The organism is Nocardia amamiensis NBRC 102102, from assembly GCF_001612745.1.
GTDB lineage: Bacteria > Actinomycetota > Actinomycetes > Mycobacteriales > Mycobacteriaceae > Nocardia > Nocardia amamiensis.
Genome location: NZ_BDBA01000371.1, coordinates 1 through 3185, shown reverse-complemented (window position 1 = coordinate 3185; position 3185 = coordinate 1). Strand labels below are relative to the sequence as shown.

Annotated in this window: 3 protein-coding genes; 1 reads left to right on the top strand and 2 read right to left on the bottom strand. The window is 69.5% G+C overall.

Annotation, left to right across the window (positions count from 1 at the left end; translation table 11 throughout):
- On the bottom strand, nucleotides 1-884 hold an 884-nt coding region (gene xseA / locus NA4_RS37735; protein WP_067480956.1), incomplete at its 3' end, for an exodeoxyribonuclease VII large subunit.
- Nucleotides 881-1543, bottom strand: a complete 663-nt coding sequence (locus NA4_RS37730; RefSeq protein ID WP_067480953.1) for a lipid droplet-associated protein — start codon at nucleotides 1541-1543, stop codon at nucleotides 881-883. The genes NA4_RS37730 and xseA, both read right to left, overlap by 4 nt.
- A 286-nt stretch (nucleotides 1544-1829) precedes the next feature.
- On the opposite strand from NA4_RS37730, the gene NA4_RS37725 reads away from it, so the two are divergent.
- A complete protein-coding gene (locus NA4_RS37725) occupies nucleotides 1830-2834 on the top strand; it encodes a 4-hydroxy-3-methylbut-2-enyl diphosphate reductase (RefSeq protein WP_067480959.1) in 1005 nt (334 codons plus the stop codon).
- Nucleotides 2835-3185 lie beyond the last annotated feature (351 nt).

Here is a 3185-nt window from a genome sequence, read left to right as displayed (position 1 = left end):
AGCTCGGCCGCGGCGTCCGGGACGATGCGCTTGGCGGCGTCGGTCGGGGTGGCCGCGCGCAGATCGGCGACGAAGTCGCTGAGCGGATTGTCGGGTTCGTGGCCCACCGCGCTCACGATCGGAGTCGTCGCGGCCACGATGGCCCGGCACAACGCCTCGTCGGAGAACGGCAGCAGGTCTTCCACGCTCCCGCCGCCGCGCGCGAGCACGATCACCTCGACGGAGGGGTGGCGATCGAGTTCGGCCAGCGCGGCGAGCATCTGCGGCACCGCGGTCGGTCCCTGTACCGCGGTGTTGCGGATCTCGAAACGCACCGCTGGCCACCGATTGCGCGCGACGCTCAGCACATCGCGCTCCGCCGCGCTCGCGCGGCCGGTGATCAGGCCGATGGTCCCGGGCAGGAACGGAAGCGGGCGCTTGAGCCGGGGATCGAACAGGCCCTCGGCGTCCAGCAGCGCCTTCAGCCGCTCGATGCGGGCCAGCAGTTCACCGATGCCGACCGGCCGGATCTCCAGCACGCGCAACGAGATCGTGCCGCGTCCGGTGAAGAAGGAGAGTTTGCCGTAGACCACCACCCGGCTGCCCTCGTGCAGCGGGAGGGGGGAGTTGCGGATGAGGTCCGGATCGCAGGTCACCGAGAGGGACATGTCGGCGGACGGGTCGCGCAGCACCAGGAACGCCGTGCGCGTGCCGGGGCGCAGGTTGATCTGGGTGATCTGGCCCTCCACCCAGATGCTGCCGAGCCGGTCGATCCACTGGGCGACCTTGACCGCCACGGAACGCACCGGCCAGGGATGCTCGGCGGAGTTGGCCGGTGCGGCGCCGGGTTGGCCGGTGGTTTCCCGGCCAACTGTCGGCGAAGGGGGTGTCCGAGGATCGGTCACTGGGCTCGAACGGTGGCGATCCGGTTCGTCAGCATGGTCACGAACGCCGCCCTGGCACGGGTCTGCTGCTCGTATTCCAGCAGCGCGATGAGGTCGTCGACGGTCAGCATGCGCAGCCGGGCGCGCAGCTGGGCCAGAGTCATGTTGAGGTAGTCGTACCGGGTGGCGACTTCCGGTTCCACGATCTCGGGCGCGTCCGCGGCCGGCTGGGGATCAGAATCAGCTTCCGGCTCAGCGGTTTTCGGCTCGGCCGGAGCATCGACAATCGGCGCAGAGGTGGTGTGGCCGTTGGTCTCGGTGGCGCGGGTGGCGTCGGCGGGGAAGGTTTCCGGCGTGCGCGCCGCTTCGGGCTCGTCGGCGGTGTAGAGGTCGAATCGGCTGGTGGGGTGAGCGGCCGGGCTCGCATCGTCGTCGAGGTCTTCGTCGAACGTGGCCCACTCCGGCTGTTCGACCGGGCGGTTGGACAAACGGTCGAAAACCGTGTCGCCCTTCAAGGCCAGGCTGGTCACGAACTGCTGGACGTGCATCGTCGTCTGCAGCAGCTGACTGATGGCCGTGATCGGCAAATTCATTGCCGCCGTGGGTAGCCGGCGGGTTTCCTCGAGGGCGTATACGGCGGCGCCGGCGGCGACCCGGGCCAGAAAGGGTGGTCGAAGCATGGTCTTAGCCTGCCCGAAATGGTGTGTTATGCAAAGGAGGGGTGTACGCCGTCCGAATATCCGTCCGCCCCAACGCGTGGCGGATCGACCGGAATTACGCGGCGCTGCGCTCATATGCGGAGAATAGTCCGCTGGCACCGCCGCGGGCATTCGCCGCCCGCCCCCCGCGCGTCGCTGCCGCATGCTTCTCGGTGATCTTCCGGCCCAGCTTGCGGCCGGTACCGCGGCGGTGTGACGGACAACTCCCCGACGTGGCGAGCCCCTGGGCCGCACGTATCCTGTGGGCATGTCTTCGGCCATTCCCTTGAACGTCGGAATCGCCCGCTCGGCAGGCGTCGCGAACGCCGACGGCGGAAAGCGCGTACTGCTCGCCGAGCCGCGCGGGTACTGCGCCGGCGTCGACCGTGCCGTCGAAACCGTCGAGAAGGCGTTGGAAAAGCACGGCGCCCCGATCTACGTGCGCAAGGAGATCGTGCACAACCGGCACGTGGTGGAGACGCTGCGCGAGCGCGGCGTGGTCTTCGTGGACGAGACCGACGAGGTCCCCGAGGGTGCGGTCGTCGTCTTCTCCGCGCACGGCGTCTCGCCCGCGGTGCACGAGTCCGCCGCGGCGCGCAGTCTGCACACCATCGACGCGACCTGCCCACTGGTCACCAAGGTGCACCAGGAGGCCAAGCGGTTCGCGCGCGACGACTTCGACATCCTGCTGATCGGCCATGAGGGCCATGAGGAGGTCGAGGGCACCGCCGGTGAGGCGCCCGAGCACGTCCAGCTGGTCGACGGGCCGGACGCGGTGGACAAGGTCACCGTGCGTGACGAGTCGAAGGTGATCTGGCTCTCGCAGACCACGCTGAGCGTGGACGAGACGATGGAGACGGTGCAGCGGCTGCGGCAGCGCTTCCCCGGCCTGCAGGACCCGCCTAGCGACGACATCTGCTACGCCACGCAGAACCGCCAGGTCGCGGTGAAGGCGATGGCGCCGGAATGCGACCTGGTGATCGTGGTCGGTTCCCGCAATTCCTCGAACTCGGTGCGCTTGGTCGAGGTCGCGCTCGGGGCGGGGGCCAAGGCCGCCCATCTGGTGGACTTCGCCCGCGAGGTCGACCCGGCCTGGCTCGATGGCGTCCGCACGATCGGCATCACCTCCGGCGCGTCGGTCCCCGAGATCCTGGTCCGCGGCGTTCTGGACATGCTGGCCGAGCACGGCTACGGCGATGTCCAGCCGGTCACCACGGCGAACGAGACGCTCGTCTTCGCGCTGCCGCGTGAACTGCGCGAGGCCCGGAGCTGACTGTTTCCGATGTGCAGCGGCGTTGCCTGTTCGCAGCGCCCTGATGGCTCGCATATGAGCGACCACCGCTGGCGACGCAGCCGCTAGGACGTGGTCGGACGAGTGCCGCTGGCGACTCTGCGCGGACGCGTCGGTCACTCGGATATGAGCAGGTCGCGAGCCGGGGGCGTGCTAGGTGCCGTTTCGCTACAGATTCTCCGGCCTGCGACGCTCGGTGCGGCTCGAATCACGCTCGCGATAGCGGACATTGGGCTGCGGGTGCGGAGGGATGTCGCGGCGCCCGCCTGGCGCGCGCGGTGGTTCTCCTTCGGCACGCGGCATCGCCCCGGTCGGGCGGGAGCCGCGTGCCGG

Excerpts from the sequence above, each read along its gene's own strand:
- NA4_RS37725 (WP_067480959.1), top strand. The coding sequence starts at position 1,830 with ATGTCTTCGGCCATTCCCTTGAACGTCGGAATCGCCCGCTCGGCAGGC.
- NA4_RS37730 (WP_067480953.1), bottom strand. The coding sequence starts at position 1,543 with ATGCTTCGACCACCCTTTCTGGCCCGGGTCGCCGCCGGCGCCGCCGTA.